18 protein-coding genes are annotated in these 19974 nt (G+C 59.9%); 13 read left to right on the top strand and 5 right to left on the bottom strand.

The features are described 5' to 3' along the window. Nucleotides 1-94: 94 nt before the first annotated feature. Both DA915_RS09505 and DA915_RS09500 read right to left on the bottom strand, forming a co-directional pair. Nucleotides 95-1018 (bottom strand): pseudouridine-5'-phosphate glycosidase, encoded by a 924-nt coding sequence (locus DA915_RS09505; protein WP_003507874.1) that lies wholly within the window; start codon nucleotides 1016-1018, stop codon nucleotides 95-97. A 29-nt stretch (nucleotides 1019-1047) separates the two neighbouring features. Continuing rightward, nucleotides 1048-1989, bottom strand: coding sequence for a carbohydrate kinase family protein (locus DA915_RS09500; RefSeq protein ID WP_003507876.1), 942 nt, complete (start codon nucleotides 1987-1989; stop codon nucleotides 1048-1050). A gap of 246 nt (nucleotides 1990-2235) precedes the next feature. Here DA915_RS09500 and recA point away from each other — a divergent pair, with 246 nt between their 5' ends. Then, on the top strand, nucleotides 2236-3327 hold the full coding sequence (recA, locus tag DA915_RS09495; RefSeq protein ID WP_020012874.1) for a recombinase RecA: 1092 nt from the start codon (nucleotides 2236-2238) through the stop codon (nucleotides 3325-3327). 230 nt (nucleotides 3328-3557) lie between these two features. Next, complete coding sequence (alaS, locus tag DA915_RS09490; RefSeq protein ID WP_107675706.1) at nucleotides 3558-6221, top strand: alanine--tRNA ligase; 2664 nt, start codon at nucleotides 3558-3560, stop codon at nucleotides 6219-6221. An 87-nt stretch (nucleotides 6222-6308) separates the two neighbouring features. On the opposite strand, the gene DA915_RS09485 is transcribed toward alaS, so the two are convergent. Next, complete coding sequence (locus tag DA915_RS09485; RefSeq protein ID WP_020012870.1) at nucleotides 6309-6935, bottom strand: glutathione S-transferase family protein; 627 nt, start codon at nucleotides 6933-6935, stop codon at nucleotides 6309-6311. A gap of 350 nt (nucleotides 6936-7285) precedes the next feature. After that, nucleotides 7286-8500, bottom strand: a complete 1215-nt coding sequence (locus tag DA915_RS09480; RefSeq protein WP_003507881.1) for an NADP-dependent isocitrate dehydrogenase — start codon at nucleotides 8498-8500, stop codon at nucleotides 7286-7288. 214 nt (nucleotides 8501-8714) lie between these two features. Between DA915_RS09480 and DA915_RS09475 the strand changes: the two genes are divergently transcribed. The 7 genes from DA915_RS09475 to DA915_RS09440 all read left to right on the top strand — a co-directional run bounded on the left by DA915_RS09475 (nucleotide 8715) and on the right by DA915_RS09440 (nucleotide 15043). Continuing rightward, nucleotides 8715-9245: a hypothetical protein gene (locus tag DA915_RS09475; RefSeq protein ID WP_020012867.1), complete on the top strand. Its 531-nt coding sequence runs from the start codon at nucleotides 8715-8717 to the stop codon at nucleotides 9243-9245. Between the two features lie 124 nt (nucleotides 9246-9369). Next, nucleotides 9370-10212, top strand: coding sequence for an RNA methyltransferase (locus DA915_RS09470; protein WP_020810916.1), 843 nt, complete (start codon nucleotides 9370-9372; stop codon nucleotides 10210-10212). Beyond that, complete coding sequence (gene murI / locus DA915_RS09465) at nucleotides 10196-11017, top strand: glutamate racemase (RefSeq protein WP_107675705.1); 822 nt, start codon at nucleotides 10196-10198, stop codon at nucleotides 11015-11017. The genes DA915_RS09470 and murI overlap by 17 nt, the downstream gene beginning before the upstream one ends. Nucleotides 11018-11409: 392 nt before the next feature. Beyond that, entirely contained in the window at nucleotides 11410-11649 is a 240-nt protein-coding gene (locus tag DA915_RS09455; protein WP_003507887.1) for a hypothetical protein, read from the top strand. Between the two features lie 186 nt (nucleotides 11650-11835). Continuing rightward, on the top strand, nucleotides 11836-12474 hold the full coding sequence (locus tag DA915_RS09450) for a LysE family translocator (protein ID WP_107675704.1): 639 nt from the start codon (nucleotides 11836-11838) through the stop codon (nucleotides 12472-12474). A gap of 37 nt (nucleotides 12475-12511) precedes the next feature. Further along, nucleotides 12512-13399 (top strand): EamA family transporter, encoded by an 888-nt coding sequence (locus tag DA915_RS09445; RefSeq protein WP_107675703.1) that lies wholly within the window; start codon nucleotides 12512-12514, stop codon nucleotides 13397-13399. Nucleotides 13400-13525: 126 nt separating this feature from the next. Continuing rightward, on the top strand, nucleotides 13526-15043 hold the full coding sequence (locus DA915_RS09440) for an ATP-binding protein (protein WP_192886455.1): 1518 nt from the start codon (nucleotides 13526-13528) through the stop codon (nucleotides 15041-15043). A gap of 39 nt (nucleotides 15044-15082) precedes the next feature. On the opposite strand, the gene DA915_RS09435 is transcribed toward DA915_RS09440, so the two are convergent. Next, on the bottom strand, nucleotides 15083-16066 hold the full coding sequence (locus tag DA915_RS09435; protein WP_107675701.1) for a TerC family protein: 984 nt from the start codon (nucleotides 16064-16066) through the stop codon (nucleotides 15083-15085). A 451-nt stretch (nucleotides 16067-16517) separates the two neighbouring features. On the opposite strand from DA915_RS09435, the gene rpsD reads away from it, so the two are divergent. From rpsD to DA915_RS09415, 4 genes are all read left to right on the top strand, one after another. After that, nucleotides 16518-17135, top strand: a complete 618-nt coding sequence (rpsD, locus tag DA915_RS09430; protein WP_003507896.1) for a 30S ribosomal protein S4 — start codon at nucleotides 16518-16520, stop codon at nucleotides 17133-17135. Nucleotides 17136-17204: 69 nt separating this feature from the next. Next, nucleotides 17205-18134, top strand: coding sequence for a glutaminase (locus DA915_RS09425; protein ID WP_107675700.1), 930 nt, complete (start codon nucleotides 17205-17207; stop codon nucleotides 18132-18134). A gap of 61 nt (nucleotides 18135-18195) precedes the next feature. Further along, nucleotides 18196-19122, top strand: a complete 927-nt coding sequence (gene ttcA, locus DA915_RS09420) for a tRNA 2-thiocytidine(32) synthetase TtcA (protein ID WP_003507898.1) — start codon at nucleotides 18196-18198, stop codon at nucleotides 19120-19122. 16 nt (nucleotides 19123-19138) lie between these two features. Beyond that, nucleotides 19139-19966 carry an inositol monophosphatase family protein gene (locus tag DA915_RS09415; protein WP_099085251.1) on the top strand — a complete coding sequence of 276 codons (828 nt, stop codon included), beginning with the start codon at nucleotides 19139-19141 and terminating at the stop codon, nucleotides 19964-19966. Nucleotides 19967-19974 lie beyond the last annotated feature (8 nt).

The raw sequence follows: 19974 nt of genomic DNA, 5'->3' as shown, positions 1-19974 counted from the left end.
GTCATCCTCGCCCTTGAGGCGAGGATCCATTCCTGCGAGCGCATCGTGGATCCTCGGGTCAAGCCTGAGGATGACTGAGAAGACGATCTTTTCTTCAGTTCAGCGCCACCGCGATCTCAGCAGCAAGCTGCGCATTGTTGCGCACCAGCGCAATATTGGTCTCCAGGCTGCGGCCATCTGTGAGGCGGAAAATATCGCCGAGCAGGTAGGGGGTGACTTCCTTGCCGGTGACTTCGTCGCGCTCGGCGTGCGAGATGGCGCGGTTGATGTAGATTTCCATCTCCTCGCGCGGAATTTCGTCTGCTTCCGGCACGGGATTGGCCACCAGCATGCCGCCTTCGATGCCCAGCTGTTCGCGGGTTGCCTGGAAATTGGCAATCGCCGCCGGGCTATTGAGCGAAAGCGGGCTCGAAAGGCCGGAGGAGCGGGACCAGAAGGCCGGGAATTCTTCCGACCCGAAGGTGACGACAGGCACGCCGTTGGTTTCGAGAACCTCCAGCGTCTTCGGAATATCCAGAATGGCTTTCGCGCCGGCGCAGACGACGATCACGCCGGTCTTGGCAAGCTCGGTCAGGTCGGCGGAGATGTCGAAGGTCTCTTCCGCCCCCTTGTGCACGCCGCCGATGCCGCCTGTCGCAAAAACGCGGATGTCGGCGCGGGCGGCGGCGATCATGGTGGCGGCAACCGTGGTCGCGCCCGTGCGGCGCTCGGCGATGGCAAAGGCGATATCGGCGCGCGAGACCTTCATGGCGTCGGTTGTCTGGGCAAGCGCCTCAAGCTGGTCCTTCTCAAGACCGATATGCAGCGTGCCGTGAATGACGGCGATGGTGGCCGGAACCGCACCCTGATCGCGGATGATCTGTTCGACGCTTTCGGCCATCTCGATGTTGCCGGGATAGGGCATGCCATGGGTGATGATGGTCGATTCAAGCGCCACGATCGGCGCGCCGCGCTGTTTGGCTGCGGCGACTTCCTGAGAATAGACGATGGGCAGGAGCGGGGAGATGGGGCGGGTCATGGCATCTGTTCCAGTTTTCAAAAGCGGGTTCATGCCAGCATTTCAGCCTGGGGAACAAGCCCCAACATGGCTTCGACACTGTCTTTTGATAGTTCATGCGAGGTGGCGAAGGGGGACTGCACGGTGATGGCCGCCGCGGCCGCCCCCTGTCGCAAGGCCTCCGCAATCGTCTTTCCCTCGGCGATGGCGGCGAGATAACCAGAGGCCATGGCGTCGCCCGCACCGGTGACATCCTTCACCTCGCGGATGAGAGGCGGGTGGAGGATTGCTTTTTCCGTTCCATTGAAGGCAACGACTTCGCTTGCGCCGCGGGTAACGACGCCGCCGCAAAGCCCGGCCTTGCGCAGAATATCCGGCCAGTCGCGGACATTGGCCGCCGTCTCGCCGGTCAGCGCGCGGGCTTCCGCCTCGTTCATGAAGAGGATGTCGATATCGCCGAGCGCCGCTTTCAGCTTCACCGCCTTGGCGGGCGATATGGCAATGGCCGCCAGCGGTTTTTCGCAGGCGCGAGCAACGAGGCCGAGCGCCGTCAGCGTATCATCAGGCAGATTGGCGTCGCAAAGCAGGATATCGCTCGCCGTGATCGCCTCCCGCACGGCGCGTATCTTCAGGCGGCGCGGGGTGAAGAGCTTGTAGAGATCCATATCGGCAAGCGCGATAACGAGGTTGCCGTCACGCTCCAGAATGGCGGTGTAGCTCGGCGTGCGGCGGTCGAGGAAGGTAAAGGGGGTGTCTTCAACGCCCGCCTGCTTCGCAGCCTCCGCCACCGCTTCGCCTGTCACGTCACCGCCGCGCGGAGCAATGATGCGGACCTGAAAACCGAGGCGGGAGAGATTGCGCGCGGCGTTGAAACCGCCGCCGCCCGCCTCTTCCATCCAGGAGCCGGGGTTGCTCGCGCCGGGCGCCGTCTCAGTCTCGATCATGCCGCGCCGGTCGATATGCGCGCCGCCCAGAACGAGTATTTTCTTCACGCTTGCGTTTCCCTCTTTGGCGGATGGAAAGACCGGACGATTCGGCCTAAACTGACGTCCTCCTGACCTCGCATCCGGTTTGCGGCGATGGGCCGGGCACGGAAAAACGAAAGCAGAACAAACTACTTATCGCTATTTGTTTTCAATATGCTGGCTCAGCCTTGCGAAATGAGAACAAATAGAGTACATACCGTTTCCATACTGCTTCATTGCCTGTGCGGCTTCAATAACCTAAAGGTGGTTCGGATGGCACAAAATTCTTTGCGTCTCGTAGAGGATAAATCGGTGGATAAAAGCAAGGCACTGGAAGCGGCGCTCTCCCAGATCGAACGGTCGTTCGGCAAGGGATCGATTATGAAGCTCGGTTCCAATGAAAATGTGGTTGAGGTGGAGACCGTTTCGACGGGTTCTCTCAGCCTGGATATCGCGCTCGGCATCGGCGGTTTGCCGAAGGGGCGCATCGTTGAAATTTATGGCCCGGAAAGCTCGGGTAAGACGACGCTGGCGCTGCAGACGATTGCGGAAGCCCAGAAGAAGGGCGGCATCTGCGCCTTCGTGGATGCCGAGCACGCGCTCGATCCGGTCTATGCCCGCAAGCTTGGCGTGGATTTGCAGGGCCTTCTGATCTCGCAGCCGGATACGGGCGAGCAGGCGCTTGAGATCACCGATACGCTGGTACGTTCCGGTGCGGTTGATGTCCTGGTGGTCGACTCCGTTGCGGCGCTGACGCCGCGGGCGGAAATTGAAGGCGAGATGGGCGACAGCCTGCCGGGTCTTCAGGCCCGCCTGATGAGCCAGGCGCTGCGCAAGCTGACCGCTTCGATCTCCAAGTCGAAATGCATGGTCATCTTCATCAACCAGATCCGCATGAAGATCGGCGTCATGTTCGGTTCGCCGGAAACGACGACAGGCGGTAACGCTCTCAAGTTCTATGCGTCCGTTCGCCTCGACATCCGCCGTATCGGCGCCGTCAAGGAGCGCGAAGAGGTTGTCGGCAACCAGACCCGCGTCAAGGTCGTCAAGAACAAGATGGCTCCGCCCTTCAAGCAGGTGGAGTTCGACATCATGTATGGCGAGGGTGTTTCCAAGACCGGTGAACTCGTCGACCTCGGCGTGAAGGCCGGTATCGTCGAAAAATCCGGTGCATGGTTCTCCTATAACAGCCAGCGTCTGGGGCAGGGGCGTGAAAACGCCAAGACCTTCCTGCGTGACAATCCGGAAACGGCAAATGAGATCGAACTGGCATTGCGCCAGAATGCCGGTCTGATCGCCGACCGCTTCCTGCAGAATGGCGGCCCGGATGCCGGTGAAGGCGACGACGGCAGCGACGAGGGCTGATGCATTCCGCGAAGGTCCGGGCGTCGCCGCCCGGAGCTTTTGCTGAAATGGTATAGATCAAGAGGGCCGCGCGATTTTTATTCGCGCGGTCCTTTTTCTTTGCCTATATGTCTTGCTTCGCCTCCATGGCTGGACAGGGCTGGATGCGGACGATAAAAGCCAGTGATTTTGCAATATAGCCATCATTTCCGGTGGCGGTGATGGACTCCAGCTGTGAGCGGTGTGTGGGCATGAGCGGTGTGAATGAAATTCGGTCGACCTTTCTCGACTACTTCAAGAAGAACGGACATGAGATCGTGCCCTCCAGCCCGCTGGTGCCGCGCAACGATCCGACACTGATGTTCACCAATGCCGGCATGGTGCAGTTCAAGAACGTCTTCACCGGTCTTGAAAGCCGTCCTTATTCCACGGCCGCTTCGGCGCAGAAATGCGTGCGCGCCGGCGGCAAGCATAACGACCTCGACAATGTCGGTTATACTGCCCGCCACCACACCTTCTTCGAAATGCTCGGCAATTTCTCCTTCGGCGATTATTTCAAGGAAGAAGCGATCACCCATGCCTGGAACCTGATCACCAGGGAATTCGGCATCGACCGCAACCGTCTGCTGGTGACTGTCTATCACACCGACGACGAGGCCTTTAACCTCTGGAAGAAGATTGCCGGTTTCTCCGACGACCGTATCATCCGCATTGCGACCAGCGACAATTTCTGGGCAATGGGCGATACCGGTCCCTGCGGTCCCTGTTCGGAAATTTTCTATGACCACGGCGATCATATCTGGGGCGGCCCGCCCGGCTCGCCGGAAGAGGATGGCGACCGTTTCATCGAAATCTGGAACCTCGTCTTCATGCAATATGAGCAGCTGACGAAGGAAGAGCGCATCGACCTGCCGCGTCCGTCGATCGACACGGGCATGGGTCTTGAGCGTATTTCCGCGCTGCTGCAGGGCAAGCACGACAATTACGATACGGATCTGTTCCGCGCGCTGATTGCTGCTTCCGTGGAAGCGACCGGTGTTCCGGCCGAAGGTGAAAAGCGCGCCAGCCACCGAGTCATCGCCGACCATCTGCGCTCTTCCGCCTTCCTGATCGCCGATGGCGTCCTGCCGTCCAATGAAGGCCGCGGTTATGTCCTGCGCCGCATCATGCGTCGCGCCATGCGCCATGCCGAGCTTCTCGGCGCGCGCGAGCCGCTGATCTATAAGCTGCTGCCAGCGCTGGTACAGCAGATGGGCCGCGCCTATCCGGAACTGGTTCGCGCCGAGGCGCTGATTTCTGAAACGCTGAAGCTGGAGGAAACCCGTTTCCGCAAGACCCTGGAACGCGGCCTGTCGCTTCTCTCCGACGCCACCTCGACCCTGCACAAGGGCGACATGCTGGACGGCGAAACGGCTTTCAAGCTTTACGACACCTATGGTTTCCCGCTCGATCTGACGCAGGATGCGCTGCGCGCCCGTGAGATCGGCGTCGATATTTCCGGCTTCACCGACGCCATGCAGCGCCAGAAGGCGGAAGCCCGCTCGCACTGGGCCGGCTCCGGCGACAAGGCGACCGAAACCGTCTGGTTCGAACTGAAGGAAAAGTTCGGCGCGACCGAATTCCTCGGCTACGATACTGAAACCGCCGAAGGCGTCATTCAGGCAATCGTCAAGGACGGCAAGTCGGTGGACAGTGCCGCCGAGGGCGAGACGGTACAGATCGTCGTCAACCAGACGCCGTTTTATGGCGAGTCCGGTGGCCAGATGGGCGATACCGGCGTGATCTCCGGTGACAACGGCGCTTTTGCCGTTTCCGACACCCAGAAAAAGGGCGAAGGCCTGTTCGTGCATTTGGGCACCGTTTCCAAGGGTGGATTGAAGCTCGACGAAGCCGTGCAGCTGACCGTTGATCATGACCGCCGCTCGCGTCTGCGTGCCAACCACTCCGCCACCCACTTGCTGCACGAGGCGCTGCGAGAGGTGCTTGGCACGCACGTCGCTCAGAAGGGTTCGCTGGTTGCGCCCGAGCGCCTGCGCTTCGACGTTTCGCATCCGAAGCCGATGTCGGCCGAAGAGCTGAAGGTGGTCGAGGAGATGGCGAACGAAATCGTCTTGCAGAACTCGCCTGTTGTCACCCGCCTGATGAGCGTCGACGACGCCATTGACGAGGGTGCGATGGCGCTGTTCGGTGAAAAATATGGCGACGAGGTTCGTGTCGTGTCCATGGGCACCGGTCTTCACGGCGCGAAAGCCAACCGCCCCTATTCCGTCGAGCTTTGCGGCGGCACGCATGTGGCGACAACAGGCCAGATCGGCCTCATCCGCATTCTCGGCGAAAGCGCTGTTGGTGCCGGCGTGCGCCGTCTCGAAGCCGTAACGGGGCAGGGCGCGCTTGCCTACCTCGCCGAGCAGGATGAGCGGGTGAAGGCGCTGGCCTCTTCCCTGAAGGTGCAGCCAGGCGACGTGCTGTCCCGTGTCGAGGGACTTCTCGACGAGCGCAAGAAGCTGGAGCGCGAGCTTGCGGATGCCCGCAAGAAACTCGCAATGGGCGGCGGTTCGTCGGATGCCGGTGCAAACGACGTCCAGCAGGTCGCGGGCGTCAATTTCCTGGCGAAATCCCTCTCCGGCATTGATGCCAAGGACCTCAAGGGTCTCGCGGATGAAGCCAAGGCCAATCTCGGCTCGGGCGTCGTGCTGTTGATTGCGGTTTCCGAAGATGGCAAGGCAAGCGCTGTTGCGGCCGTGACCGAAGATCTGACGGCCCGTTTCAGCGCCGTCGATATCGTCCGCACCGCGTCTGCCGCCCTTGGCGGCAAGGGCGGCGGCGGTCGCCCTGATATGGCGCAGGCCGGCGGCCCGGATGGCGCGAAGGCGCAGGATGCCATCGAAGCGGTGGCGGCGGCCCTGGCGGCCTAGTCAGAGCAAATTCAAAAAGGGCGGGGTTTTACCCCGCCCTTTTGATTCCGGTTCAAGTCTCCGGCGCAGAACAGCGGTTCCCGTCTTTCAGCCCGTCGCCTGCAAGTCCTTTGCCGCTTCCTCATCGAGCTGGGCGGCCCGCTTGAAGGCCGGGCGGTCGGTGAGATGGGCCATGTAATCGAGAAAGGCCGGGCGTTTTTCGATCGTGCCGAAATGCAGCCCCCAGCCGATATGGGCGCCGACATAGACATCCGCTGCGGTAAAGAGATCACCGGCGATAAAGCGGTTTTCGCTGACGGCCCGTTCAAGCGTATTCATCACATCCGCATAGCTGCCGCAGCCGGCCATGCGCAGCTTCTCCTTCGGCACTTCGAAACCCATCGCCTTCATGCTTGCCGCCATTTCCAGCGGGCCTGCGGCAAAGAACATCCAGCGATAATAAAGCCCACGTGCCTTGGGCGTGGGCGCTAGGTTCGCGCCGGGAAAGGCATCGGCGAGATAGGCGCAGATCGCTGCCGCCTCGGTGACGATCGTATCGCCGTGTTTGATGGCGGGCACCTTCGCCATCGGATTTATCAGCCGGTAGGCGGGCGATTTCATCGAGGTCTCGAAACCCAGTATTTCCGTTCGGTATGGAACGCCCACTTCCTCGAGCATCCACCGCGCGATGCGTCCGCGCGACATAGGGTTGGTGTAGAAGATCAATTCACTCATGCTTTTGCCTCCCCAAGCAAAATCCTCGAAGCATCCCGGGAAAACCAATGCGGATTTCGCGCCTGCGCTTCGCTTTTTTTAAGTCCGCAGCATCCTTCGCGTGTTCCCTAAGACCGCGCCGATGCTCCGATGAACGTTTGACTGTGCCGGGCAAGTTATGTGCAAGTAGATGCTATTTAAGCTTTGTCTTATTGTTGTACTGGCCGCAGCACGCGGAATCGAAGTCTGCGCCTAGTACAACGGCTAATCAAGATACTGTGAACAAAAAAGAAACCAGACGTTTCAGCTCTACGGTACACATAAAAAACCCGGCGCTGAGGCCGGGTTTTGAAGTCGCTGGGAAAGCAGGCTTAAGCCGCCATCGCCTTCTTGAGGTTTTCGTCGATCTTGTCGAGGAAGGCGGTGGTGGAGAGCCAGGGCTGGTCCGGACCGATGAGGAGGGCCAGATCCTTGGTCATGAAGCCGCTTTCAACGGTGTCGACGCAGACGGTTTCGAGCGTCGTTGCAAACTTTGCGAGCTCGGCATTGTCGTCCAGCTTGGCGCGGTGGGCGAGGCCACGCGTCCAGGCGAAGATCGAGGCGATCGAGTTGGTCGAGGTTTCCTGACCCTTCTGGTGCTGGCGGTAGTGGCGCGTAACCGTGCCGTGCGCAGCTTCGGCTTCGACTGTGCGGCCGTCCGGCGACAGAAGAACTGAGGTCATCAGGCCGAGCGAGCCGAAGCCCTGCGCAACCGTGTCGGACTGCACGTCGCCGTCGTAGTTCTTGCAGGCCCAGATGTAGCCGCCGGACCACTTCAGCGCGGAAGCGACCATGTCGTCGATCAGGCGGTGCTCATAGGTGATACCGGCTTCGTCGAACTGCGCCTTGAACTCGGTCTGGTAGACTTCTTCGAAGATATCCTTGAAGCGGCCGTCATAGGCCTTGAGGATGGTGTTCTTCGTGGAGAGGTAAACCGGCCACTTGCGCATCAGGCCATAATTCATGGAGGCGCGGGCGAATTCGCGGATGGATTCGTCGAGGTTATACATGGCAAGAGCCACGCCAGCGCTCGGGGCATCGAAGACGTCCTTTTCGATGACCTGGCCGTCTTCACCGACGAACTTGATCGTCAGCTTGCCCTTGCCGGGGAACTTGAAATCGGTTGCCTTGTACTGGTCGCCGAAAGCGTGACGGCCGACAACGATCGGCTTGGTCCAGCCGGGAACGAGGCGCGGAACGTTCTTGCAGATGATCGGCTCGCGGAAGATGACGCCGCCCAGAATGTTGCGGATCGTGCCGTTCGGGCTCTTCCACATCTGCTTCAGGCCGAATTCCTCGACGCGGGCTTCATCCGGGGTGATCGTGGCGCACTTGATGCCGACGCCGTGCTTCTTGATGGCGTGCGCCGCATCGACCGTGACCTGGTCGTTGGTGGCGTCGCGGTTTTCAACCGAGAGGTCGTAATATTCGATGTCGAGATCGAGGTATGGCAGGATCAGCTTGTCCTTGATGAGCTGCCAGATGATACGGGTCATTTCGTCGCCGTCGAGATCGACGACCGGATTGGCTACCTTGATCTTTGCCATGAATTCCTCACCTTCGAAGCTGTGGCGTCTGATAACGCCGGTATTCGGAAAAATATCCGGTGCGGCTATAGCATTGCGAGCGTCTGAGGCAAAGCCATGGGGGGCGCTTTTTTGGCGCAGCGCAATAACGCTTTGCGCATTGCCAAACCATAATGCCGGAATACAGTCAGGCGAATCGCTTCGCCCGCCTTCGGGCCTATCCCGGGATCACATCATGCGGAATATTCTGCTTCTGACTGCCGCCGTCCTCTTTTCCCACAGCGCCCTTGCTGCCGGGCCCACCGATCCCGTCCAGAAGGTGATGGATATCACCGTCAAGAACTGGTCCGGCGACGCCGAAAACTGGAAATACATCTTCGATGAGGACATGCTGACCAGCCTGTTCAGCAAGGATTTCGTCGCACAATATCACGAAGCGTCCAAGAAGCCGGCCTACGAGGCAGAAAGCGGGGAGAAGGGTGATCCCTTCGGCTACGATGTCGTGACCAACTCCCAGGATGGCTGCCCGCTGCAGGAAGTTTCAGTGACGGCCGGTGCGGTGAAGGACGGCGTGACTGACGTGACGGCGAAATTCAAGCTCTGGGCCTGCATGGACGAGGCGGAGATGAAGGCGACGGTTGACGAAGTGCATTTCGACGTCGTCGAGGAGGATGGCCGGCCGGTCATCAGCGATATTCATCGCGTTGGCGATGAGGGCAGGGATTCGCTGCGCGAAGAGATGGCGACGATCATCAAGGGGGAGTGAGGGAGTGAAGAGGACGCTCACACCCCTCCGCCTTTGATTTTAGCGCCGATCTGTGCCAGTGAGGCGCGCTTTAGCGTATCGGTTCGAAAATCGACGCGCCGCTTCAGAAAACGGACAAAAGACGATGGCAGGCACAAACAGCGAGCTTGAACTTGTGGCGGAAGGCCCGGCGATCATTCTGGTCGAACCGCAGCTCGGCGAAAATATCGGTATGGTGGCGCGGGCGATGGCCAATTTCGGCCTCGCCGAATTGCGCCTGGTCAATCCGCGTGACGGCTGGCCGAGCGAGAAAGCGCGCGCTGCCGCTTCCAAGGCCGATCATGTCATCGATGCAACGAAGGTGTTCGAGACGCTGGAAGAGGCGATCAAGGACCTGAACTTCGTTTATGCCACGACCGCGCGCGAGCGTTACGGTTTCAAGCCGGTGCGTGCGCCCGTTACCGCTGCCGAGACGTTGCGTGCAAAGTTCAAGACGGGCGACAGAACCGGCATCCTGTTCGGGCGCGAGCGCTGGGGGTTGACCAACGAGGAAGTGGCGCTGGCCGACGAGATTGTGACCTTCCCGGTCAATCCCGCCTTTGCCTCGCTCAATATCGCTCAGGCCGTGCTTTTGATGTCCTATGAGTGGATGAAGTCAGGCATGGACGATCTGGGCGAGACGCTTTTCCAATCCGTCGAGCAGCGGCCTTCGACCAAGGAACAGGTTTTCGGCCTTTTCGAACATATCGAGGAAGCGCTGGACGCGCGCGGTTATTTCCACCCGCCCGAAAAAAAGCCGAAAATGGTCGACAATCTGCGCGCGGTGCTGTCGAGACGCGGCTTTTCCGAGCAGGAAATCAGTGTCTTCCGTGGCGTGATCAATTCGCTCGACCGTTTTCCCCGGCAATGGCCCAAGCAGGCAGGCCGGGCGGGAACGGCAGAGGGAATATTGGCGAAGGGAACCGGGGAGCATGCTGAAGACGAGTGAGGCGGCGGTCGATGTTCTGAAACCGGTGCTGGTGTTCGATTCCGGCATTGGCGGGCTGACGGTTCTGCGCGAGGCGCGCGTGCTGATGCCTGAGCGCGGTTTCATCTATGTGGCCGACGATGCGGGTTTTCCCTATGGCGGCTGGGAGGAGGAGGCGCTGAAGGCGCGCATTCTCTCGCTCTTCGAAACGCTGCTGCAGGATTACTGCCCGGAAGTCTGCATCATCGCCTGCAACACGGCCTTCACGCTCGCGGGTGCCGATCTTCGCGCCCGCTTTCCGCAGATGACTTTTGTCGGCACCGTGCCCGCCATCAAACCGGCGGCGGAGCGCACCCGTTCGGGCCTCGTTTCCGTGCTGGCGACACCGGGCACCGTCAAGCGCGCCTATACGCGCGATCTCATCCAGTCCTTCGCCACCCAATGTCATGTCCGTCTCGTTGGCTCGGAAAATCTGGCACGCATGGCGGAAAGCTGGATCAGGGGCGAGCCGGTCTCGGACGAGGCGGTTCTGGCCGAAATAGAGCCCTGCTTCATCGACAGCGACGGCAAGCGCACAGACATCATCGTGCTTGCCTGTACCCATTATCCCTTCATGGCCAATGTGTTTCGCCGGTTGGCGCCCTGGCCGGTGGACTGGCTCGATCCCGCCGAGGCGATTGCCCGGCGTGCCCGCCATCTGGTGCCGCTGCCACAGGATGCGGAGCACCCTGACGGTTTCGATTTTGCCGTCTTCACATCAGGCAAGCCGGATTTTGCCACCCGACGGCTGATGCAGGGATTTGGTCTCACCGTTTCGTTGACCTGAGTTTCGCTGCCCAGCCGCCTGTTGTATTTTTGCATCTGTTTTGCCCGTCTTTTGCAATTCGAGATTGCGACCTCTTGTCGCGCCGGATTTCTTATGTAAGATGTTTCTCGTCTGTAACCGCTATGAATGGAGGCGTGGAATGACCAATGACATGAATATGCGCCTTAACGGCATGTCTGGCTTTTCCGGCATGGTCTTCGGTGGTTATGTGATGCGAGGCATCTCCCTCCGATAAGGCTTAAAGCCTGATTTCCCTGCCGTTAGGCATTTTCACTTCGTCCGACATGTGACTTGCGCGTCCGCGTGGCATGACTGCTGCGCCCGCCGTTTCGGCATGTCGTTTTCCATCGATAAAGGACCTGGCCGCTTTGCCGCGCCGGGATGGATTTCCCATGCAGAAAAATCAACCATTGGTGGCATATGCGCTGCCGGATGCGGTCGATCGCTTGTTCGTCACATTCGGCGTCTGGAAAACTCTCAAAGCGGTTCTCACAGCCGCGCTGGTGCCGCGTGCGCCGCCGACTGATCCTGCCGATCTGCCTGAGCGCCTTCTGGTCGATATCGGCCTTGACCCCTCGCGCGTAAAGCGACGGCGGGATTGGGAGGTTCCTCACTGGGCACCCCGGTTTTGATGTGATGGCCTCTCCCGCGCAGACATGCGGGAGGGGCCGTATCGAACTTTGACCGCCGACGGCGGAGAAAATCCTCCACGGACGTTTTTCGGGTTGTTACGAGAGAGCTGCACGGTTTGTAAAATCCGGCTTGAAGCGAAACATTTTCCGTGGCTTGCTCAAGACTCGGGATAAAGGAGACTCATTATGCCACTGGAGAACTGGCTGGCCTTCGTGGCCGCATCCGCCATCATGCTTGCCATTCCGGGACCGACGATCCTGCTGGTAATTTCTTACGCACTCGGCCACGGTCGCAAGGCGAGCACCGCGACGGTAACGGGCGTGGCGCTTGGGGATTTCACCGCCATGACGGCCTCGATGCTGGGGCTCGGGGCGCTGCTTGCAACATCGGCGGCGCTTTTCACTGGTCTGAAATGGATCGGTGCGGCTTACCTCATCTATCTCGGCATCAAGCTGTGGCGTTCGCCGGTTGGCGGAGAAGGTGCCGAGGGGGCAGGCGTGACGGGCCGTGAAAGGCCGCTCAAGATCTTCCTGCATGCCTATATCGTCACCGCGCTGAACCCGAAGAGCATCGTGTTCTTCGTGGCCTTCCTGCCGCAGTTTCTGGTGCCGACATTGCCCTTCTGGCCGCAGGTGCTGATTTTCGAAGCGACATTCCTGGTGCTTGCCACCTGCAATGCGGCGCTTTATGGACTTCTGGCAAGTGCCGCCCGCAATACGATCCGCAAGCCGAAGGTCCAGCGCATCGTCAACCGAACGGGCGGCGGTCTCCTGATCGGCGCCGGTCTTATCACCTTTGGCTGGAAGCGGGCGGTTTCGGCGTAAAGCGCGTCTCGATCACCTGAAATTCGGACATAACAAAATGGCACTGCCGCATATACTTCTCGCCCTGGTCACCGTGTTTTTGTGGGGCTTCAACTTTGTCGTCATCAAGGTGGGCGTCGCTGATATGCCGCCTTTGTTTCTGACGGGGGTGCGTTATCTCTTTGCGGCGGTGCCTTTGGTGTTTTTCCTGCCAAAACCCAATGTGCCGTGGCGGCATATGATCGTTTACGGCATGGCGATGGGTTTCGTGCAGTTCGGCCTGCTTTATCCGGCCATCAAGCTCGGCCTGCCGGCGGGGCTCGCTTCGCTGGTTATGCAGTCGCAGGCCTTCTTCACGCTGGCGCTTGCCGTGGTGTTCCTCGGCGAACGGCCGCTGCCTTCACAGATCCTCGGCGCGATCATCGCTTTTGGCGGGCTGGCGGTCATCGGCGTGGAGCGCATGACGGCCGCAGCGCTGATACCGCTCCTGATGGGGGTCGGCTCGGCAATTGCCTGGGCCTGCGGCAACATCGTTAATCGCCGTATCGGCCAGGTGAACGCGGTTTCCTTCGTTGCATGGACGAGCCTTGTACCCGTTCTGCCGTTGATCCTGCTTTCGCTGGTGGTGGAAGGACCCGATGCGATCGCGGAAGGCCTGCTCAATGCCACGTCGACGATGGCTTTCGTGGTGATCTACATGGCCTATGGAGCGACCATTGTCGGCGCGGGCATCTGGAGTTACCTGCTTCTGCGTTATCCGGCCGGAACGGTAGCGCCGTTTTCGCTGCTGGTGCCGATTGTCGGTTTCATCAGCGCCTATCTCGCTTTTGCGGAGCATATCACCGTCTTCGAAGTGGTCGGCGCCGCATTGGTCATCATCGGCCTGATGCTGAATGTGTTCGGCAGGCGGCTTTCATTTTTGCGGGTCTCGTCCGGGGCCACGTAGATGCGGCGTAATTGTCTGTGCATTATCGGCATGGGGCAGACGCAACAGGCGATTTTTTGGTAAAGAGCATGTTCGGCCGCCGCCAAGGGAATCGGCCGGATGACATGCAGCACGAGGAATGGAACATTGCAGGTCGGCATCGACATGGGAACCCTATCGGGCGGGCAACAGGCCAAGCTCGATATTGAAGAATTGCTTGCGACACGTTTGCTGGTGCAGGGCAATTCCGGTTCCGGCAAGTCGCATCTCCTGCGCCGGCTGCTGGAGCAATCGGCGCAATGGGTGCAGCAGGTCATCATCGATCCCGAGGGCGATTTCGTCACTCTTTCCGATAAGTTCGGACACGTGGTGGTGGATGGCGAGCGCACCGAAGCGGAGCTGGCCGGCATCGCCAACCGCATTCGCCAGCACCGCGTCTCCTGCGTGCTGACGCTCGAAGGCCTTGATATCGAGCAGCAGATGCGTGCCGCAGCCGCTTTCCTCAACGGCATGTTCGATGCCGATCGCGAATATTGGTATCCGGTGCTGGTCGTGGTGGATGAGGCGCAGATGTTTGCACCCTCCGTCGGCGGTGAGGTGACGGAGGATGCCCGCAAGGCGTCTCTCGGCGCGATGACCAATCTGATGTGCCGTGGCCGTAAACGCGGGCTTGCCGGCGTCATCGCCACGCAGCGTCTTGCCAAGCTCGCCAAGAATGTGGCGGCGGAAGCCTCGAACTTCCTGATGGGCCGCACCTTTCTCGATATCGACATGGCGCGCGCCGCCGACCTGCTCGGCATGGACCGGCGACAGGCGGAGATGTTCCGCGATCTGCAGCGGGGTAATTTCGTGGCGCTTGGACCTGCGCTGTCGCGCCGCCCGCTGCCCATCGTCATCGGGGCGGTGGAAACCTCGGCGCGCTCGTCCTCGCCGAAGCTGATGCCGCTGCCGGATGCGCCGCAGGATGTGGAAGACCTGATCTTCACGCCGGATCCGGAAGAATTCACGCGCGCCGTGGTGCGCCGCACGCCGCCGGCACCGCGCCCGACCACGGATATTCTCGCCGAACTCTCCCGTTCCACGCCCGCCGCCGTCGGTCCTTCACCGGAGCAGTCTCCGCGTGCAGGTCAGCCGGAACTGACGCCGGAGGAGCGCGAGGAGAAGATCGGTGCGGTTCTCGTTGAAATTCTCGATGATCCGCAATCGGCCTATCGCACAGACGCCGTGCTCTATCAGGATTTTCTGGTGCGCGCCCGCATGCGCCGTATTCCCGGCACGCCGATGACGCTGGCGGAATTCCGCCGGCAGGTGGCGATTGCTCGCTCCGGCGTGGATGCGGTGATGGCGGCAAGCGAAGGCTGGGAAAAGGCGCTGGAACTGTCGATGTCTGTTTCCGATGACCTGCAGGGCGTTTTCCTGCTTCTGGTCAAGGCTGCACTTGGCGAGGAACCTTGCCCGTCGGATGCCCGTATTGCCCGCGCCTATGGCACCCATTCCGCCCGCCGCGCCCGGAGGCTGCTCGGTTATTTCGAGGAGAAGGAGCTTGTGGTGGTGCATGCCGATTTCTCCGGCAAGCGCATCGTGGCGTTTCCCGACCTCGATGCAAAAACCGCACCCGGCGACGCGGATGCGGCTGAGGATAATGCGAGGCTTGCGGCGGAGTGAGGTTGCGGCAGGTTTCCCTGCCGCTTGCCGTTGAAGGCCTTATTCTATGGCCTTGGCTTCCTTGCGTGTTGCGATCAGCGAGCCGATGATGCCGGTTGCGAGGATGGCGACGGTGACGCCGAGCGAGACTGCCGGCGGGATCTTGGCGATGCCGAGCATGTCGGCCACGAAAATCTTCGAACCGACGAAGACCAGAACCGCAGCCAGCGCGTATTTCAGATAGGCGAAGCGGTGGATCAGGGCGGCAAGCGCAAAATAGAGGGCGCGCAGGCCGAGGATCGCGAAGATGTTCGAGGTGTAGACGATAAACGGATCGGTGGTGATCGCGAAGATCGCCGGGATCGAATCGACTGCGAAGATCAGGTCGGCAATTTCAACCATGATAAGGGCCAGGAAGAGCGGCGTCACGAAGGTCTTCAGCTTGCCGGTGGCTGCATCCGTCTCCTTGACGAAGAATTTTTCGCCATGCAGCGCGTTCGTCACCGGCAGGTGACTGCGCAGGAATTTCAGGATGCGATTATTGCCGATGTCCGATTCGTCATGGTCTGACGAGAACAGCATCTTGAGGCCCGTGAAGACGAGGAAGGCCGCAAATAGATAAAGCACCCAGTGGAAGTTTTCGACGATGGCCGCGCCGCCGGCAATCATGATGCCGCGCAGGACGATGACGCCGAGGATACCCCAGAGCAGTACGCGGTGCTGATATTGGCGGGGAATGGCGAAATAGGAGAAGATCATGGCGATGATGAAGATATTGTCCATCGCCAGGCTTTTTTCGACCACGAAGCCGGTGACATATTCCATCGCCGATTGCTGGCCGGACTGGTACCAGATCCAGCCGCCGAAGGCCAAGCCGATGGCGATATAGAAGCCTGACATGAGCAGGCTTTCACGGATGCCGATTTCCTTGGAGTTCTTGTGCAATACGCCGAGATCGAGCGCCAGGAGGCCAAGGACGAGAGAAATGAAGACCGCCCACATCCATGTGGGGGTGCCGAGAAAATCGTTGAGGAGGAACTCCATCAGTCAACCTTTAGCCGGACGAGGTTGGCTTTGCGGATGGGGAACGTGCGTGAAGAATATGCGTGGGCCCCAACCTAAAGAAACTCGACATCACGTGTTGTCCGGTAACACGCCAGAGGGGCCCGAGTTCTGATCACGACGGAGAGATGGGTGGGCGCTCGGGCTTTTCAAGGGCAGGATCGAGAAAAAAGCGGCGGGCGTTGTTTGACAAATTTGTAAAACATGTTTAGAAGCCGCCCCAACGCCGGGCAGTGATGTCCGGTGTGTTTTGTTGACTGCCCTGCAGTTTAATAACTGACGTTCGGCGGTCAATATCACCGACATGTCCCGTGGTTTCTCCATTTGCATGTGAGAAGCCTGTCAGAGGCCCTGAAACGGGCTTCAGAGGAGGGCGTGTTTCCTTAAACCGGTTTGGTAACAGGCCGGCATAACCTTTTGAGAAGGAAATACGATGAGCAAGCGCGAATCGGCTAAGTACAAAATTGACCGCCGCATGGGCGAAAACATCTGGGGCCGTCCGAAGTCCCCGGTAAACCGCCGCGAATACGGCCCGGGCCAGCACGGCCAGCGCCGCAAGGGCAAGATGAGCGACTTCGGCACGCAGCTGCGCGCCAAGCAGAAGCTCAAGGGCTACTACGGCGAACTGCGCGAAAAGCAGTTCCGCGCCACCTACGACGAAGCAAACCGTCGTAAGGGCGATACCTCCGAGAACCTGATCGGCCTGCTCGAGTCGCGTCTGGACGCCATCGTCTACCGCGCCAAGTTCGTTCCGACCGTTTTCGCATCGCGTCAGTTCATCAACCATGGCCACGTCACGGTTAACGGCGTTCGCGTCAACATCGGTTCTTACCGTTGCAAGCCGGGCGACGTTGTTGAAGTTCGTCAGAAGTCCAAGCAGCTGGTTACGGTTCTCGAAGCCGTTCAGCTCGCAGAACGCGACGTTCCTGATTACATCGAAGTCGATCACAACAAGATGGTTGCGACCTACGCTCGCATCCCGGCTCTCTCTGACGTTCCGTACCCGGTCGTCATGGAACCGCATCTGGTCGTCGAATTCTACTCGCGTTAATCGACGCGTTTCAGTATTGAGAAAGCCGCCCCTCGGGGCGGCTTTTTTGTTTGCTGGGGAAGGCTTTGCATGCAGGACATTCAGGCGATCGTCGATTCCATTTACGACAGCATGGTGCCGCGGCTGGGCGAGGGGAAGGTCGCGGACTATATTCCCGAGCTTGCCAAGGTCGATCCGAACCAGTTCGGCATCGCCATCACCACCGTCGATGGAACCACCTATACGGCCGGCAATGCGCTCACGCCGTTTTCGATCCAGAGCATCTCCAAGGTCTTCATGCTGACGCTGGCGCTCGGCAAGGCGGGGGAAACGGTATGGAACCGCGTCGGGCGTGAACCGTCGGGCTCTTCCTTCAACTCCATCGTCCAGCTGGAGCATGAGCACGGCATTCCGCGCAATCCCTTCGTTAATGCCGGCGCCATTGTGGTGACGGATATCGTTCTTTCCGGCCACCAGCCGCGTGAGGCGATCGGCGAGCTTCTGCGCTTCGTGCGCTATCTCGCTGACGATGACACGATCAGCATCGACGACACGGTGGCGAAATCCGAGCAGGCGACTGGTTTTCGCAATTTCGCGCTCGCCAATTTCATGCGCTCCTTCGGCAATCTGCACCACCCGGTGGAATATACGCTCGGCGTTTATTTCCATCAGTGCGCACTTTCGATGACCTGCGCGCAGCTTTCGCGGGCCGGGCTGTTCCTTGCCAATCGCGGCCGCAATCCGCTGAGCGGCCATACGGTCGTTTCGGATCGGCGGGCGCGGCGCATCAATGCGCTGATGCTGACCTGTGGCCATTATGACGGATCGGGCGATTTCGCCTATCATGTCGGCCTGCCGGGCAAGAGCGGCGTCGGCGGCGGCATCATGGCGGTGGCACCTGGCAAGGCGTCGATTGCGGTCTGGTCGCCGGGTCTCAACAAGGTGGGCAATTCAGCACTCGGGTCACAGGCGCTGGAAATGCTGGCGACGAAAACCGGCTGGTCCGTATTCGGGGCTTGATATTGCCGGCGGATGGGGGCATTGCCTGCACTAAGAACGGCAGTCGTGCCGGAGCGAGCTGATGATGAACATTCTCACCAAGATCGATGACATCGCCGACAGGGTCGGGGCAGATCAGGACCCGTCCGAAGAAAACGGCAGCTCGCATCCCCTGTTCGACAATGCACCGCGCTCAGTCTCGTTCAACAAGCTGCGCAAGCGGCTTCTGCGCAATGTCCGTCAGGCCTTTGAAGATTTCGGCATGCTGAAGGGCCAGAAGCGTTGGCTTGTCGGCCTTTCCGGCGGCAAGGACAGCTATGGTCTTCTGGCGCTGCTGCTTGATCTCAAATGGCGCGGTCTGCTGCCGGTAGAGCTGATCGCCTGCAATCTCGATCAGGGCCAGCCGAATTTCCCGAAGCATGTGCTGCCGGAATATCTGGCGAAGATCGGCGTTGCCCATCGCATCGAATATCGCGACACCTATTCGGTGGTGAAGGAGAAGGTGCCCTCGGGCGGGACTTATTGTTCCCTCTGTTCGCGGCTCCGGCGCGGCAATCTTTACCGCATCGCGCGGGAAGAGGGTTGCGACGCATTGCTGCTCGGCCATCACCGCGAGGATATTCTCGAGACCTTCTTCATGAACTTCTTCCATGGTGGTCGCCTTGCAGGCATGCCGGCAAAGCTGATGAATGACGAGGGTGACCTGATGGTGCTGCGCCCGCTCGCCTATTGCGCCGAAGATGATATGGCGAAATTCGCGGCGGCGATGGAATTCCCGATCATTCCCTGCGACCTCTGCGGTTCTCAGGACGGGCTTCAGCGCAATGCCATGAAGGAGATGCTGGCAGACATCGAAAGGCGTATGCCCGGCCGCAAGGACGTGATGCTGCGGGCGCTTGCCCACGTCAATCCGTCGCACCTGCTCGATCCGAAGCTTTTTGATTTCTCGGCGCTTTCTGTCACCGGGGCGTCACCTGAAGAGCGTAGGGAGGCCAACTCCCCCTTATGAAGAAGTGCCCCGCCCGATGACCCTTTCCGATAAAGATATCGACTTTCTCATTTCCACCGTTGCCGCTGCCGGCGTGAACGAAATTCTTCCCCGCTTCCGAAACCTGAGCGCCGGCGCTATCTCGGAAAAAACCTCCGCCGTCGATCTCGTTACCGAGGCGGATGTTCTCGCTGAAAAAGCAATAACAGCCGCTCTGCTGCAGCGGTTCCCGAAGGCCCATATAGTCGGCGAAGAGACCTATGAGGCGGACCAATCCGTCATTCCGGCGCTTGCCGATGCGCCGCTTGCTTTCGTGATCGATCCCATCGACGGCACTTTCAATTATGCTTCCGGTTTCCCCGCTTTCGGCACGCTGCTTGCGGTCACCGTCAAGGGCGAGACGGTGGCGGGTTTCATTCATGATCCTGTCATGGGTGACACCATCGTCGCCTTGAAAGGCGAGGGCGCGTTTCTCAACCGCAGGAACGGTTCGCAGGCGAAGCTCAAGGTCGCCGATCCCGTGCCATTGTCCGAAATGGTCGGCATTTTCTCCTGGGGCCACAGCCATCAGGATCGCCGTCCGGTGATCGCCGCCAATATGGCGAAGATAAAGATGGCGCTTTCAATCAATTGCTCGGCACATGAATACTGGCTCGCCTCGGCCGGCAAACTGCATTTCATCGGCCATGAGAAGCTGATGCCGTGGGATCATCTCGCCGGCGTGCTTGTTCATCAGGAGGCGGGTGGTTATACGGCCCGTTTCGACAATACGCCCTATCGGCCGGGACAAACGGAGGGTGGCATCCTGTCCGCTCCCGACAAGGAAAGCTGGAAGATGCTGCGACGGGAAATCGTCGCTTTATAGTCGTTACG

It is taken from the genome of Agrobacterium sp. LAD9, from assembly GCF_003031125.1.
GTDB lineage: Bacteria > Pseudomonadota > Alphaproteobacteria > Rhizobiales > Rhizobiaceae > Agrobacterium > Agrobacterium radiobacter.
Note: the sequence above shows the minus strand (reverse complement) of the source record. Positions and strands in the feature narration are given on the sequence as shown.